Origin of the sequence: Shewanella sp. ISTPL2 (assembly GCF_013283205.1) — a bacterium.
Classification (GTDB): domain Bacteria; phylum Pseudomonadota; class Gammaproteobacteria; order Enterobacterales; family Shewanellaceae; genus Shewanella; species Shewanella oncorhynchi.
On record NZ_JAAPAV010000002.1, the window covers coordinates 91,038 to 105,789 of the forward strand.

The following is a 14,752-nucleotide window of genomic DNA, read 5'->3' on the forward strand; positions in this document are numbered from 1 at the left end:
CACTAAAATAGCCCGCTAGCTATTATTTGTGACTGTTTAATTGTGTGGCGTTACCTCATAACGCTGGCGCTGCCTTTTAGCCGTGCACAAATAGTAGATGTAATAAACTGCACAGCAATCCGCTATCGGATGTATTCATGTTTTTACGCACAAGCAGTCTGAAGCCAGCTCTTTGCTTACTCTCTTTCGGTATTGTCAGTCTTGATAGGGTCGTTTTTAACGACTTGATGCTGAGAGTGGCCTGAGTAAAAACAAGCGCGCTGCGTTTTCGTCTCTATGTACAAATTATTGCAACAAGTGACGGTTAAGCTAACGTCATTGAGCTGTGGGCCTTGGCCTGCGGCAAGTCTAGAATATGAACAGATTTGCAACATATTCAATATGGAGTAGGCTTATTGGGTGTTTTACGGCATATCTCCCTAACAATGCCACTCAAAGTTAACCGATTTTTTAAATCGAATAACAATTCGATGAATATAGTAATGCTGAATGAGTGAAAATTTTCATTAGTTTACAATTTAGTTTCGTTATCTTCCTTGTTGATTCATATAGGCTATGAGATAAATAACGGATTTGATTTTAGTTACAATTACGGCTCGTGTCAGCGCAATAAGTGTACTGGTATGTGGGCAGTTAATATTTGAAGGAGTTCTCATGCGGCAGACAATTAAACTTGCCTCAGTTATAAGCGTGGCGTTATGGATGGCAGCTTGCAGCCCTCAAGAAGAGAGCGCTCAGGCGGGTGCTGGTCCACGTAGTATGGAAGTGGGAATCCTTAATGTTGTTGCCCAGCCACAAGTGATTCAGGTGGAATTACCAGGACGCAGTAAAGCTTTCCTCGAGGCTGAAGTTCGTCCACAGGTTAACGGTATTATCACTAAGCGTAGTTTTGTTGAAGGTGGCAATGTGAAACAAGGTGAATCCTTGTATCAGATTGACTCTTCAACTTATAAAGCTGCTTTAGTGAGTGCCAATGCTGATTTAGCCAGAGCGAATGCGGGCTTAGCCTCAGCAAAAGCTAAGGCGGCACGTTATCAGCAATTGGTAAAAACCAACGCCATCAGTAAGCAAGAGTTCGATGAAGCTGAAGCGGCTTATAAAGAAGCATTGGCAAATGTTACCGTGGCTGAAGCTGCGATTAACACCGCTAAAATCAACCTGCAATATACTGAAGTATTAGCACCTATCTCTGGTCGTATCGGTAAATCGAGTGTGACTGCGGGTGCGTTAGTCACTGCCAACCAGAGCCAAACGCTGGCGACGATTCAACAACTTGATCCTATCAATGTGGATATCGCGCAATCGAGTGCTCAGTTGTTACGTCTTAAAGCTAAGTTGCAGCAAGGTAAACTACAAGCTTCAGAAAATGCAGACGTGAAATTATTGCTTGAAGATGGTACTCAATATAGTCATCCGGGTAAGTTGCAGTTCGCTGAAGTGAGCGTGGATCCAAACACTGGCTCCGTTATTCTGCGCGCAGAATTCCCTAACCCTGAAGGTATCTTGTTACCTGGCATGTATGTTCGCGCTATGTTAAATGCGGGCACTGATCCACAGGCTATCTTGGTTCCACAAAAAGCGATTACGCGTAACTCTAAGGGTGAAGCTGTGGCTATGGTGGTGAATGACCAAGGTTTAGTCGAAGCGAAAACAGTGACGACCGCAGAAGTGATTAACAACCAATGGCGAGTCACTTCTGGTTTAACTGTGGGCGACAAGTTGATTGTGGAAGGATTACAGAAAGTTCGTCCCGGCGCTCCAGTAACCACCAAAGTTATTTCTGAAACGCAAGCACAATAGGGCATAGCTATGGCACGTTTTTTTATTGATCGCCCCATCTTTGCGTGGGTGATCTCCTTGATTATTATGCTGGCGGGGATCCTCTCGATCCGCTCGCTGCCAGTGTCCCAATATCCTAACATTGCACCACCGACCGTGGTGATCAGTGCTAACTATCCTGGCGCTTCCGCTAAGATTGTTGAAGATTCTGTGACTCAGGTGATTGAGCAACGTATGACGGGTATCGATCACCTCCGTTATATCGCCTCAGCCAGTGACAGTTTTGGTAATGCTGAGATCACTTTAACCTTTAACGCTGAAGCCGATCCGGATATTGCACAGGTTCAAGTACAGAACAAGTTACAGGGCGCTATGACCCTGTTACCGCAAGAGGTGCAGGCACAAGGGGTTAACGTTAACAAGTCGAGTTCAGGCTTCTTAATGGTATTAGGCTTCGTATCGACCGATGGTTCGTTAGATAAAGGCGATATCGCCGACTATGTTGGTGCGAACATTCAAGATCCTATGAGTCGCGTACCTGGCGTAGGTGAAATTCAGTTGTTTGGTGCCCAATATGCGATGCGTATATGGCTAGATCCGTTGAAATTGACTCAATACAACTTGACCAGTTTAGACGTTATCGCAGCGATTCGTTCTCAAAACGCTCAAGTTTCAGCTGGACAGTTAGGTGGCGCGCCCTCTGTGGCAGGCCAAGAGTTGAACGCAACGGTATCGGCTCAAAGCCGCTTACAAACGGCAGAAGAGTTCCGTAAAATTATCCTTAAATCGGATATTTCAGGCGCAAACGTCTTCCTAAGCGATGTGGCACGGGTTGAATTAGGTTCTGAAAGTTATGCTGTGGTGTCACTGTATAACGGTCAACCTGCGACAGGGTTAGCGATTAAGCTGGCAACGGGTGCTAACGCGCTTGATACTGCTGAAGCTGTTCGTGAAAAAATTGCTGAGATGAAACCTTTCTTCCCGCAAGGGCTAGAAGTTGTTTATCCATACGATACAACGCCTTTCGTTGAAAAATCGATAGAAGGTGTAGTGCATACCCTGCTTGAAGCTATTGTACTAGTGTTCATCATCATGTACCTCTTCTTGCAAAATTTCCGTGCAACTTTGATCCCGACTATTGCAGTACCTGTGGTATTGCTGGGAACCTTTGCGATTCTGTCGTTAGCGGGTTTCTCGATTAACACTTTAACCATGTTTGCTATGGTGCTCGCCATTGGTTTGCTGGTGGACGATGCGATTGTGGTGGTGGAAAACGTCGAGCGGGTAATGGCCGAGGAGGGCTTAAGTCCACTGGAAGCGACGCGTAAGTCGATGGATCAAATTACTGGTGCTTTAGTCGGTATCGGTCTGACCCTCTCCGCAGTGTTTGTCCCTATGGCATTTATGTCAGGTTCAACGGGGGTTATTTATCGTCAGTTCTCTATCACTATCGTATCTGCGATGGCGTTGTCTGTTCTAGTTGCTTTGATTTTAACTCCTGCACTTTGTGCGACTATGCTCAAACCGATTAAGAAGGGCCATGCTCATATCGAAACTGGCTTCTTTGGTTGGTTTAACCGTAGTTTCGATAAACTGACTAATCGTTATGAGTCGAGCGTTGCTGGGATCATCAAGCGCGGCTTTAGAGTGATGGCGATTTACGTTGTGCTGGTTATTGCAGTGGGTTGGATCTTTATCCGTATGCCTACGGCTTTCTTACCAGATGAAGACCAAGGTATTTTGTTCACGCAAGCCATTTTGCCGACTAACTCAACTCAAGAAAGCACCTTAAAAGTATTGGAGAAAGTGTCTGATCACTTTATGGCTGAGGAGGGAGTGAGATCGGTGTTTAGCGTGGCGGGCTTCAGTTTTGCGGGTCAAGGGCAAAACATGGGTATCGCCTTCGTTGGTTTGAAGGATTGGTCTGAGCGTGAAGCGTCTGGTATGGATGTGAAGTCTATTGCTGGTCGCGCTATGGGTGTGTTCGGTCAGATGAAAGATGCCTTAGTATTTGCCTTCGTACCGCCTGCGGTAATCGAGTTGGGGACGGCGAACGGTTTCGACATGTACCTGCAGGATAAGAACGGCCAAGGCCACGAGAAGTTAGTGGCGGCACGTAATCAACTGCTTGGTATGGCGGCACAGAATCCAAATCTGGTGGGTGTGCGTCCAAACGGTCAAGAAGATGCGCCAATTTATCAATTACATGTAGATCACGCTAAGTTGAGCGCGTTAGGCATTGAAATCACTAATGTGAACAATGTGCTTGCAACGGCTTGGGGTGGTTCTTATGTGAATGACTTTATTGACCGCGGCCGCGTGAAGAAAGTATATGTGCAAGGTGATGCCCAGTATCGTATGCAACCGGGAGATTTAGATTCTTGGTACGTGCGCAATAACAAGGGTGACATGGTGCCATTCTCTGCGTTTGCCACTGGTGCATGGGAATACGGTTCTCCACGTTTAGAACGCTTTAACGGCTTACCATCGATGAACATTCAAGGTGCCACGGCTCCTGGTTTCAGTACCGGTGCAGCTATGACAATTATGGAAGACTTAGCCAAGCAGCTTCCTCCTGGTTTTGGTGTCGCGTGGAACGGTCTATCGTATGAAGAACGTCTATCGGGTAACCAAGCGCCAGCGCTGTATGCTCTGTCGATCTTAGTGGTCTTCTTAGTATTGGCAGCACTCTATGAAAGCTGGTCGGTACCCTTTGCAGTTGTGCTCGTGGTTCCGCTCGGGATCATCGGTGCCTTGATTGCAATGAATGGTCGCGGCTTGCCAAACGACGTGTTCTTCCAAGTGGGGCTGTTAACCACAGTAGGGTTAGCGACTAAGAACGCCATCTTGATTGTGGAATTCGCTAAAGAGTTCTATGAGAAAGGTTCAGGCTTAGTTGAGGCGACCTTACATGCGGTGCGTGTGCGTCTTCGCCCCATCTTAATGACGTCTCTAGCCTTTGGTCTGGGTGTTGTGCCGTTAGCTATCAGTACCGGTGTAGGCTCTGGTAGTCAAAACGCCATTGGTACAGGTGTACTCGGCGGTATGATGAGCTCGACTTTCCTAGGGATATTCTTCGTACCATTATTCTTCGTGATAGTGGAGCGTCTCTTCAGTAAGCGCGAGAAGAAAGGTAAAGAACAGAAGCCAAACTCAGCTGAATAAGCTCGATCGTTTCTAAACTTCTAAACTAAAGCCCTGCAATTGCAGGGCTTTTTGTTATTTTAATGCTGTTAGTTATAAAGATGGATAGGCACTGTGCGCGAGTTCTGGCATATTGCGCTGAGGCAGTTAAGAGGACGAAACATGGATGATGCTGCGTTGGAATTGCAAAAACTAGATGCACTCATTGCTAAAGGTAAGATGTACGTCATTTTGGTCTTTGGCGTATTTTTCTGGGGTATGCTGACGTCCCTCGTGGTCGCCTTAATACATTATTTTATCTCGGGCGATCCATTCTGGGCGGAACTGCAAAGAGCGCTCTATATTTATCCCATTGGCGGTATTTTATTTGGTTGGTTTGTGTGGGTGCAGATTAATCGTAAGCGAGATAAACTTCGCGCCCAATAGTATCAATAGTTCTGGTTAAGCTGAGTGTAGGAGTGACATGGTGTTTTCGTGGGGTAATCTTGCCACTAAGCAACTTATCGTGGGAATGGTATGCCATGGCATAGCGCTGGCATTTTTGGCCTATGGCGTTTATGCATTTTACTTGCAGGAGCTTGTACTACCAGAGTTAACTCGCTGTGTCGGTGCTGCAGTGTTATTTGTGGGCATGGGGCTAGCCCCTCAATTATTTTTTATGTCAGTGAGCCAGATAGTATCGCAAGCTGAGGACACGACATTAAAATCTACCCTACAGACCTATGTGTTTAATCTAGGTATTTTTTTGATGATCTGCAGTCTGTTAATGGAATGGCTATACGAGTAAAGTTATCGAATAAAGAAAGGGCGTCGACTTTATCATCGACGCCCTTTTTATTGCGGTTAAGGCGTGTAGTAAGTCGCGGCTCCCGGCCCAACGGGCAGACCAAAGCCAAATACCCACAGGAAGAAGAACGCTGTCCAACCCACGAAAAACACGAGCGAGTACGGCAGCATAGTGGCGATCAGCGTACCTATCCCTAGGTTTTTCTGGTAACGACAGGCAACCGCTAAGATCAAACCAAAGTAGCTCATCATAGGTGTGATTAAGTTAGTCACCGAATCCCCAATACGGTACGCCGCTTGAATCGTTTCGGGCGCATAACCAACCAGCATCAGCATAGGCACAAAAATAGGAGCGGTAATGGCCCACTGGGCCGAGGCACTGCCAAGCATCAAGTTGATAATGCCGCAGAGCATAATAAAGAACAAAAATACGATCGGGCCCGTCAAGCCAATGGATTGCAGAGCATCGGCACCTAACACCGCCAATACTGCACCTAAATTACTCCAGTTGAAGAAGGCGACAAACTGCGCGGCGAAAAAGACGAGGACGATATACATGCCCATAGTGCTCATGCTGTGGGACATGGCATTGATGACATCTTTATCATTTTTGATGCTGCCCACGACTTTGCCGTAAATAAAGCCAGGTATGGCAAAACAGATAAAGATAAAGGCGACTATGCCCTTGAGGAATGGCGAACCTGAGATGAGACCGGTTTCAGGATGGCGCAGCGGTGCGCCTTCTGGTACGACTGAAATCGCTAAAATAACCGCGAGCACTAACATAGATAACCCAGCCCATTTTAAGCCGCGTTTCTCAATAGCACTGATGCTCTCCATCGATTGCAGTACGGTTTCGTCTGCATCATCATCTTGGTATTGACCTAACTTAGGTTCGACGATTTTTTCTGTGACAAAGGCGCCAAGGAAAGTGATCACAAAGGTGGAGACAAACATGAAGTACCAGTTTACTTCTGGGCCGACGTTGTATTGAGGATCTATCATGCGCGCCGCAGCTTCGGTAATGCCCGATAGCAAGGGATCGACAGTACCAAGCAATAAGTTAGCGCTATAACCTCCTGAAACCCCGGCAAAAGCGGCAGCTAAACCTGCAAGTGGATGGCGGCCAAGGGAGTGGAAAATCATCGCCGCCATAGGGATAAGTACCACATAGCCAAGCTCGGCAGCGGTGTTGGACATTATGCCGGCAAATACTATGGTCACAGTGACTAATCGTTTAGAGGCGCCCATGACTAAAGCACGCATAGCCGCAGATAATAAGCCAGAGCGTTCGGCAATCCCGACGCCGAGTAGCGCCACGAGCACAGTGCCGAGCGGCGTAAAGCCAGTAAAGTTGGTCACTAGATGCGAGACTATCATCCGCAAACCTTCGGCGTTCATCAGGCTCACCACATGGATTAAACCGTCGGCACTGCGGCCGTGTGAGCCAATAGGTCTAGGATCGACTACGGTTAACCCAAAGTAGCCCGCAATACCTGAAATAATGATCACTGCAACACAGAACAGTGCGAATAAGGTGATTGGATGGGGCAGCAGATTGCCTAAGCGTTCAACAATATTGAGAAAACGTACAAACCAACCACTAGAGCTGATATCGCCCTGTTGTGGATTGGGTTCAGAAGCTTTTTTTGGGGGAATATCGCCGGAATTAAAACTCATCGTCCTTCCTTTATGTCGACCTTTACGCAGCGCAATATTTGGACCCTATAACAGACTCGAGACATTGCCGACGGCCGATTGTGGATGACGTGGCTGAGGGGATAACTCTAGGTGCAAGACTCGGAGTGAAAGCTAAGGTAAAAGTTAAAAAATTAGCGGCAAAGTATGATTGTTAAGTTTTAATTGAAACTTAAATGTTGCTATTGACTGCGTTGAGGCGAGGAGGGCTAAAATTAGGATAAAAAAATGGACTCTCGAGGAGTCCAGTATTCACGAGCAAAATTGGATGCTCTAATGTTGTGCCATATCACTATAGACGTTGTTTGCTGTATCGGAGCTGAATATCGATAAATTTATAGTTTAAATGCTGTTTTTTATGCAGATGATCACTTTTCATCGTTGAATATGGCCAGTTTCATTGATGATTGCTCGTTAGATGACATCGCCAGCTCTGACCAGCGAGTAATTTCATTGTCTTAATCAGCCTGCAGGTGAAATTTTCACTCATTTATGGTTAGCTGTATCCTATTAACAAGAATAAGAAACCTAAGGATGGAAGATGGAAAAATTGTTATTGGGATTAACGCTGATTTTTATCGTGACCTATCTTTGGTACGTCAGCCTAGTCAAAAAGCGCAATACAGCGCTTGAAGCCTTGTCGGGTATCGATGTACAGCTGACCAAGCGTGCCGACCTTGTGCCTAATATTCTAAAAATTGCTAAACGATTTATGGAGCATGAAAAGTCACTGCTCACTGAAATCACCGAATTACGCACTCAGCTCAGCAATAATTACAACAAGGCCGATCCGAGTGCCGTTAAAGAGCATTTAGTTCAGGCCGAGCGGTTGAACGACAAAATGAGTACCTTGATGGTGAATGTGGAGAACTATCCTGAGCTCAAGTCCGACAACACTATGTTGCAGGCGATGCAGACCTATAACGAGGTCGAAGCACATATCTCAGCTGCGAGGCGTTTTTACAACTCGGCAGTTTCCGAGCTTAATACTGCGGTAGAAATCTTCCCCGGCTCGATTATCGCTTCTATGGCGAGTATTAAAGTGATGCCATTCTATGAGGTGAGCGAAGCGGCAAAAGCGCCCGTAGATGCGGCCGAATACTTGTAAGCTTAGCTGTGCAGGGTGAGTTATTACCCTGCACAGCTATGACATCAATATGAATATCATCACTTTTATTTTAGGTAGCCCGATTCGGACTTATCGGGGGCCTGTTGGTTTGACTGCGGATTTGGACGAACTACCTCAACTCGAAGCCTATTACGAAGAACATATCGCTCCAATCAGTCGCAAATATGAAACTAAGCGTGTGGCTTGCCTTAAGGCGGCGCGTAAACGTTTGTATTTGAGTTTGATGATAGTGCTTGGGCTGAGCTTGCTCACCGTTATTGGCTACTACAGCGGTGGCGCTTATTTCCCGCCTTTGCCATTGCTTGCCTTAGTCGGATTAAGCTGGTGGAGCTTTGCTCCGACTCGTGAGTTTAAGCATTTGGTTCAAAATGATATTTATCCGCTGATGTTTAAATATTTCGGCGATGATTTTATTTATAGCCGCGAAATGCGCCTCGACATGAATCGACTCGTTGCGGCTAAAGTATTACCGCGATACGACAAAGTCAGCTTCGGTGACTATATACAAGGCTGCTATAAGGGCGTTGAGTTGGCGGTTAATGAGCTTACCCTGACCAAGAATGTGCAAGTCGAAGAGCTGGATGTCAGTACCAGCAGGCGCAGAACTGTGACCCGCACGGAAACCCAGTTTCGTGGCTTAGTGGTTGAGCTGAGTAGCCATAAAGCGTTTATGGGTCATACTGTGGTGCTGAGGGATCGCGGTGGTGTAGCAAATTTCCTGTCCGACAGCCATGCGGGACTGGTACGAGTCAAACTTGAAGATCCGCAATTTGAAAAAGAGTTCGACGTGTTTTCAACGGATCAAATCGAGTCACGTTATTTGCTCAATACGGCATTTATGGAGCGCTTACAGGAGCTTGCCAAACATTTCGATGGCAATATTCAATGTGCATTTTTTCGCAATAAATTGACTTTGTTCCTACCGAATCGCAGAACGCATTTTCAAATGCAGTCCATTTTTCATGGCGCAACCTTTTCAGTAGAATTTAGTCAGATAAACCGAGAAATGAAGCAACTCTTTGCTATTATTGAAGTACTTAAACTTAATCAGTACACGGGACTTTGATGTTGCTTACTCGCTCAGCGCTTGCTCGTACACTGACTTTTGCAGCCTTTTCATTGCCCTGCAGATTTGAGGCGCTAGGCCTGTGCTTATTATTGATATCGAGTTTGATAATAAATGCAAATGCTGAGGAGACGCGCGAAAAAGCTAAGCCGCGTATTGTGGCGCGGTACTCACAGAGCGGCATAGTGAGTAGTGAAGGTCTAGAAAAACTCAAAATTTATCAATACCAACAAGCTAATGGTGTCACCGTATTTACCGACAAAGCCCCCGCAAATAACCAATATCAAATTTTGTTATATGACTGTTTTGCCTGTCGTCCCGATTCGACCATAGACTGGAATGGTATTCGGCTATTTACCGCTAATTATGACGCCCTGATCTCCCATGCAGCCCATAAGCATCAACTTGATCCCGCCTTAATTCGCGCTGTGATCCACGCGGAATCAGCCTTTAATGCGCGTGCACTTTCGCGAACTGGTGCCATGGGATTAATGCAATTGATGCCAGAAACAGCAAAAGAGATGGGGGTGGCAAATGCATTTTTGCCCGAAGAGAATATCTTAGGTGGCAGTAAGTATTTGGCACAAATGCTAAAACAGTTCAATGGTGATGTCGCATTGGCCTGCGCGGCTTATAATGCGGGGCCGACTACCGTGGTTCAGTACAATGGCATTCCGCCTTATCCTGAAACCCAAGCCTATGTTGAGCGTGTGAAAATTTTATTGAAGCGTTACCGCGAGCAGAAGGACGTTTAGTTACCGCATTGATAAGCTGAAATGAAGTGGCGAAAATCCGGAGATCATCGCCGCCATTTGAGTCGAAGGTTACTCGCCGACTTCCCATTTTACAGTAATGTTACCGTCCACTTGTCCAAGTGTTTTACCCAAGTAATCCATTAATTCAGTTGCGATTTCGTCTAACTGCCAAGGTGGATTGATGATCCATAATCCTGCCGCAGTCATGCCAAATTCATCTGAATCGGGCTTAATGGCTTGTTCAATTCTCAGCTGACGTTTAATGCCACTGTTGGCGAGGCGCGATAACATACCTTCGGTCTGAGCGCGATTTACGACTGGATACCACAGGATAAACACACCCGTAGCAAAACGCTTGTGCGCTTTTATCAGGGTTTCGGCCACATCTTGGTAGTCGGTTTTCATCTCGTAGCTAGGATCTACTAGCACCAGAGCACGACGCTCTAATGGTGGTACTGCGGCGATAAGGCCTTTTAAGCCATCACCTTTGATCACTTTAACTTGTCTGTCTTCGCAGAAATAATCATCCAATAACACATAATCAGTGCTGTGCAGCTCGTGCAAGACCATGCGATCTTTAGGCCCTAGCTCCATGTCGATAATGGCGGGTGAACCTGGGTAGAAGTTTAGTTCGTCTGGATTTTCTTCATTAAAATGGCGCACGGCGGCGACATAGTCCTGCAGTGATTGTGGTAGGTCAGTTTTATCCCAAAGCTTAGCTACACCTTCGAGGTATTCACCTGTTTTCTGTGCAAATTCATCGCTTAAAGCATAACCACCCGCACCTGCGTGGGTATCGATATACACGAGTGGTTTGTCTTTTTTGTGCATCAGCTGCAAGGTTTGTAGCAAGATGGCGTGTTTCAACACATCGGCATAATTGCCAGCGTGATAACCATGGCGGTAACTTAACATGGGGGATCCTAGTAATTTGCAAACATAGCAAAGAGAGGCAAATGCCAGTCGCCAATTATACCTGCGATGCTTCTAGGCGTAAATTTAATGCCTCAGTTGGCGCTCTTTTTATTGGCAAACCAATGTGTGGGGGTTTGCATTTGAAAGGTTTTCAGCCAGAGATTCGCTGGTGCGGGTTTACCGAATAAATAACCTTGAAATTGTTCGCATCCTAGCGCAGTGAGTTGCAATAACTGGGCTTCGGTTTCGATACCTTCGGCAATGACGTTGAGTTTTAAGCTCTTGGCTAACAGGATGGCAGCGTTAACAATTTGGGTATGGCGTTCACTAATGCCCATTTGACTGACAAAGTAACGGTCGATTTTAATTGTGTCGGCACTGATATCAATGAGCTGGCTTAATGACGCATGGCCAGTGCCAAAATCGTCAATGGCGATAGAAACCCCCATGCGAGCTAAGGTGTTTAGGCGTCGGCCTGTTTCTTTATGGGTTGAAAATACAGAGGTTTCAGTAATTTCAATTTCCAACAATGGGATGAGTTCAGGATGATTCATATAGGTTTGGATTAACACTTTAAAGAAGCGATCCGACAGAATATCTTGCCCTGATAAATTAAAGGCTATCCTAACCAGAGGCACATTCTTAGGCCAAGAACGGATCAGTTGTAGTAATTGCCTGAAGACTTTTATCGCAAAAATCGCCTGCAATTGAGATGACTCTATGATGGGGATAAAAGTGTTCGGCATGATCATAGTGCCGTCTTCGTCAAACATTCTGGCTAGCGCTTCAAAGCTAGTAATGTGGCCATTGGCCATCACTTTAGGTTGCAGCCACATTTCAAGGCGGTTGTGTTTCAGCGCGTCACGGATTCTGGCTTTTTGCGATGAAGCTTCGAGAAGATTGTTAATCAAACCAATGTAATACACCATCACTGGGCTAGCTTGGGTGGTTTGTTTTATGGCAATTAAACATTGCTCCGCGGCTTGCTGCGGTGAGGCTTTATTACCTGAGCTGCAACCGACTCTGCACTCGAGATGATATTCAGTCTGTTGTTCTTGCTTAAGTTGTAGGTTTGTTGGAATACGCTCGCGTAATTGTAGCGCTAGGTTTTCAGGGGAGATAAGCGGCAGGCTAGTAAACTCGAGTGCAAACGATGCTCCTCTAAATCGGTATATTTTTGCGATATGACCAAAGCGATTTTTGAGTTCAATAGCAAAGGCTTTTAGGATGGCATCTCCGACGCTGATACCGAAAGCAGCATTAATTTGGCTAAGATTATCAATTTTGATTAAGGCTACGGTCATTTCCTGATGGATCAAGCTTGGCGCTGGGTTATACCAGTGATTTTCGTTGGGTAATCCCGTCACTAAATCATAGAAATGCGTGCTGATGTGGTGCTTTTTAAGTCTACTCAGCTCAATCGCATGGTTTGCCTGTTCTGTGACATCGTGGCAGTGAAACAACAAAGTATCATGGTGCTGTAATGAGGCTTTTTGCAGCAGATATTTAGTGCTGTTATTGTTCTTTAAATGGGTCGGAAACGACGCCGCCAGTAAATTCGTGCTGGTATCTTCGGTAAGTTCAAAAATGTCACATAGGCGAGTGCGGTTTAGTGTGACTTCTCCAGCGATTTCCCTCGCGGCATTATTCAGGTTGAGAATGACTCCATCCTCATTGCAGAAGAAAGAGGCTGTACCATTATTTTCAAAGATTTCAGCATATTGATCTAATGTATGTTGCAGTGCATTTTGATGCTGGATCATTTGCTGTGCATGGATTTTCTGGGTTTTTAGCAGGCGCATCGCCGACAACGGGATGCAGATATTAAAAAACATAAACAGCAAACCGTTTAGATAAGCGTGGGTCGCAGGTAGGCTGATATCAATATCGATAATGGGAGGCAGGTTTTGGTTACGCAGTAGCAGTAAAAAAGGCAATACGTTGAAACACATCATAATAAAAGCGACTTTTCTGCCAAACAGGAAAAGCGCCATCAAGGGCAAGGTATATAAGAAAGTAATACCTACCTGCGATAAGTTAAAGTCAGGGATAAACAACAGCATAGATAAACAGGCTGCAATAACCATCGCCAGCAGGCTGATAGAGCTGACGAGTAAATATTTGCGCGTAAACCATAAAGACAGGAATAGTACGGTTAAAAAACTGACCGTAATGCTGATAATGAAAGTGAGGTTTAACTCATACGCAATTAAAGAGCTATGCAGCACTATACTAGTGGTCAAGATGGCACCACTGAGCAGAATAATCCGCAATAAGCTGGTTTTTAATATCGTTTTGTCAGGATTTAAAAAATCTTGCTCCCTGATAAACAAAAAACCTTTTAGCCATTGAAGCAAAAAAAGTCCTTATCCCGTACGGAAGTCACGCAGGTTGGCTGGGGACGTAACATATAACATAAATCACTAAACTGTTATACAAATAGATTGCTGCCTTTATAAATCAGTATATTACAGTGTGATGCTTGTTTGAATTTTTAAGGGCGTACTGAGACAAATTGGCTAAGACAGTGATGAGCTTGGTGATGTGTTTTGCTTACTAGCATATTCATAAACGAGATTTTTAGGCATAATGGCCATCATTTTCGTTGGTTAGAAGACAGCCTGTGACCCCGATTTTTTTCAATCAGCAATACCCAACACTTGTGGATATTTGTGCACGTTGGCAACTCGTCTACGATGCGAATGCGACCTTCGAATTGCGTTTTGAATCAGATACTTTATCACTGCATAAACGCGATGAGCCTAAGCTCGATGGTATAGTGGTGGATTTTGTGACTGGCGCCGTCGCCCATAGACGTAAGTTCGGTGGCGGTCGCGGCCAATCTATCGCTAAAGCGGTGGGATTAAAGCAAGGGGTAACACCGAGTGTTGTCGATGGCACTGCGGGTTTAGGGCGTGATGCGTTTGTGCTCGCAAGCCTTGGTTGCACTGTAACTATGGTTGAACGTCATCCTGTGGTTGCCGCATTACTTGAAGATGGCTTACGCCGTGCTTATCAAGATGCTGAAATCGGTGATTGGATGCGTGAGCGGATGCGCCTATTTCATGGTTCTAGCCTAGAAGCACTATCGAAATTGGCACAAGAGGTGGATGTGGTTTACCTCGATCCTATGTACCCCCACCGTGATAAATCGGCCCTTGTTAAAAAAGAAATGCGTGTATTCCAATCCTTAGTCGGTGCCGATTTAGATGCCGATGGCTTACTCGCCCCAGCTTTAGCCTTAGCAACTAAACGTGTCGTCGTTAAGCGCCCTGACTATGCCGAAGATTTGGACGGGGTTAAGCCTAATACGGTTATTGAAACCAAGAAAAACCGTTTCGATGTCTATGTAAAAGCTGCGATGAAATAGCGAAGATTTTTCTCATCGCGAACATTGTATGCTTTCAGTGACAACGGCTTAGCTCATGTCGATATTTCAGTTTTATGGGCTATTTTCTTTTTTATACCCACTTGTGATTT

11 protein-coding genes are annotated in these 14,752 nt (G+C 45.6%); 8 read left to right on the plus strand and 3 right to left on the minus strand.

Annotation, left to right across the window (positions count from 1 at the left end; genetic code table 11):
• The first annotated feature begins 654 nt into the window (after positions 1–654).
• From HUB64_RS22230 to HUB64_RS22245, 4 genes are all read left to right on the plus strand, one after another.
• Entirely contained in the window at positions 655–1,800 is a 1,146-nt protein-coding gene (locus tag HUB64_RS22230; RefSeq protein WP_105250703.1) for an efflux RND transporter periplasmic adaptor subunit, read from the plus strand.
• Between the two features lie 9 nt (positions 1,801–1,809).
• The gene (locus HUB64_RS22235) at positions 1,810–4,944 is read left to right on the plus strand and encodes an efflux RND transporter permease subunit (RefSeq protein ID WP_168826196.1); all 3,135 of its coding nucleotides are present in this window, start codon (positions 1,810–1,812) and stop codon (positions 4,942–4,944) included.
• Positions 4,945–5,085: 141 nt separating this feature from the next.
• Positions 5,086–5,349, plus strand: coding sequence for a hypothetical protein (locus HUB64_RS22240; RefSeq protein ID WP_168826198.1), 264 nt, complete (start codon positions 5,086–5,088; stop codon positions 5,347–5,349).
• 37 nt (positions 5,350–5,386) lie between these two features.
• Positions 5,387–5,710: a hypothetical protein gene (locus tag HUB64_RS22245; protein WP_168826200.1), complete on the plus strand. Its 324-nt coding sequence runs from the start codon at positions 5,387–5,389 to the stop codon at positions 5,708–5,710.
• Positions 5,711–5,766: 56 nt separating this feature from the next.
• On the opposite strand, the gene HUB64_RS22250 is transcribed toward HUB64_RS22245, so the two are convergent.
• Entirely contained in the window at positions 5,767–7,389 is a 1,623-nt protein-coding gene (locus tag HUB64_RS22250; RefSeq protein ID WP_168826202.1) for an AbgT family transporter, read from the minus strand.
• A gap of 559 nt (positions 7,390–7,948) precedes the next feature.
• Between HUB64_RS22250 and HUB64_RS22255 the strand changes: the two genes are divergently transcribed.
• The 3 genes from HUB64_RS22255 to HUB64_RS22265 are packed head-to-tail and all read left to right on the plus strand — an operon-like array spanning position 7,949 to position 10,357.
• Positions 7,949–8,515 (plus strand): LemA family protein, encoded by a 567-nt coding sequence (locus HUB64_RS22255; protein ID WP_173497831.1) that lies wholly within the window; start codon positions 7,949–7,951, stop codon positions 8,513–8,515.
• Between the two features lie 49 nt (positions 8,516–8,564).
• Entirely contained in the window at positions 8,565–9,602 is a 1,038-nt protein-coding gene (locus tag HUB64_RS22260) for a DUF3137 domain-containing protein (protein WP_173497832.1), read from the plus strand.
• The gene (locus tag HUB64_RS22265) at positions 9,602–10,357 is read left to right on the plus strand and encodes a lytic transglycosylase domain-containing protein (protein ID WP_173497833.1); all 756 of its coding nucleotides are present in this window, start codon (positions 9,602–9,604) and stop codon (positions 10,355–10,357) included. Before HUB64_RS22260 ends, HUB64_RS22265 begins: the two co-directional genes overlap by 1 nt.
• 69 nt (positions 10,358–10,426) lie before the next feature.
• Here HUB64_RS22265 and HUB64_RS22270 read toward each other — a convergent pair whose 3' ends face one another.
• Positions 10,427–11,272, minus strand: coding sequence for a 23S rRNA (adenine(2030)-N(6))-methyltransferase RlmJ (locus HUB64_RS22270; protein WP_173497834.1), 846 nt, complete (start codon positions 11,270–11,272; stop codon positions 10,427–10,429).
• Positions 11,273–11,364: 92 nt separating this feature from the next.
• Positions 11,365–13,629: a bifunctional diguanylate cyclase/phosphodiesterase gene (locus HUB64_RS22275; RefSeq protein WP_173497835.1), complete on the minus strand. Its 2,265-nt coding sequence runs from the start codon at positions 13,627–13,629 to the stop codon at positions 11,365–11,367.
• Positions 13,630–13,895: 266 nt separating this feature from the next.
• Between HUB64_RS22275 and HUB64_RS22280 the strand changes: the two genes are divergently transcribed.
• The gene (locus HUB64_RS22280; RefSeq protein WP_107949945.1) at positions 13,896–14,642 is read left to right on the plus strand and encodes a class I SAM-dependent methyltransferase; all 747 of its coding nucleotides are present in this window, start codon (positions 13,896–13,898) and stop codon (positions 14,640–14,642) included.
• The last annotated feature ends 110 nt before the right edge of the window (positions 14,643–14,752 follow it).

Coding starts and splice junctions, on each gene's coding strand:
- HUB64_RS22230 (WP_105250703.1), top strand. CDS start 655: ATGCGGCAGACAATTAAACTTGCCTCAGTTATAAGCGTGGCGTTATGG.
- HUB64_RS22235 (WP_168826196.1), top strand. CDS start 1,810: ATGGCACGTTTTTTTATTGATCGCCCCATCTTTGCGTGGGTGATCTCC.
- HUB64_RS22240 (WP_168826198.1), top strand. CDS start 5,086: ATGGATGATGCTGCGTTGGAATTGCAAAAACTAGATGCACTCATTGCT.
- HUB64_RS22245 (WP_168826200.1), top strand. CDS start 5,387: ATGGTGTTTTCGTGGGGTAATCTTGCCACTAAGCAACTTATCGTGGGA.
- HUB64_RS22250 (WP_168826202.1), bottom strand. CDS start 7,389: ATGAGTTTTAATTCCGGCGATATTCCCCCAAAAAAAGCTTCTGAACCC.
- HUB64_RS22255 (WP_173497831.1), top strand. CDS start 7,949: ATGGAAAAATTGTTATTGGGATTAACGCTGATTTTTATCGTGACCTAT.
- HUB64_RS22260 (WP_173497832.1), top strand. CDS start 8,565: ATGAATATCATCACTTTTATTTTAGGTAGCCCGATTCGGACTTATCGG.
- HUB64_RS22265 (WP_173497833.1), top strand. CDS start 9,602: ATGTTGCTTACTCGCTCAGCGCTTGCTCGTACACTGACTTTTGCAGCC.
- HUB64_RS22270 (WP_173497834.1), bottom strand. CDS start 11,272: ATGTTAAGTTACCGCCATGGTTATCACGCTGGCAATTATGCCGATGTG.